Genomic DNA, 224 nt, shown 5'->3' with positions numbered 1-224 from the left:
CGCGCGCCAACGAGCAGGCGTTGCGCTATCAGTTGCAGAACATCGCGGTGTACGCCGCGGTCACGACCAATGCCGCCAATCCGAACTCAAAGGCGCAGGTGAACGCGCTGCAACAGCGGATTTCGGCAAACTTGGCGCCACAGAGCGGCCAGCAGTCGATTCAGGACATGCAGGCGGAGTTCGCTGGCGCACAGAGCGCTATCAAGGCCTCGACCGACCGCCAG

Annotated in this window: 1 pseudogene; it reads left to right on the top strand. The window is 63.4% G+C overall.

The annotated features are described in order from the left end of the window. Positions 1–224 (top strand): annotated as a pseudogene (locus KJQ96_RS39725) (flagellar protein); the annotation flags it as partial.

The organism is Bradyrhizobium sp. sGM-13 (genome assembly GCF_018398875.1).
Taxonomy (GTDB): Bacteria; Pseudomonadota; Alphaproteobacteria; order Rhizobiales; family Xanthobacteraceae; genus Bradyrhizobium.
The sequence above is the reverse complement of the archived record's forward strand: the minus strand, read 5'-3'. Positions and strand labels throughout refer to the sequence as shown.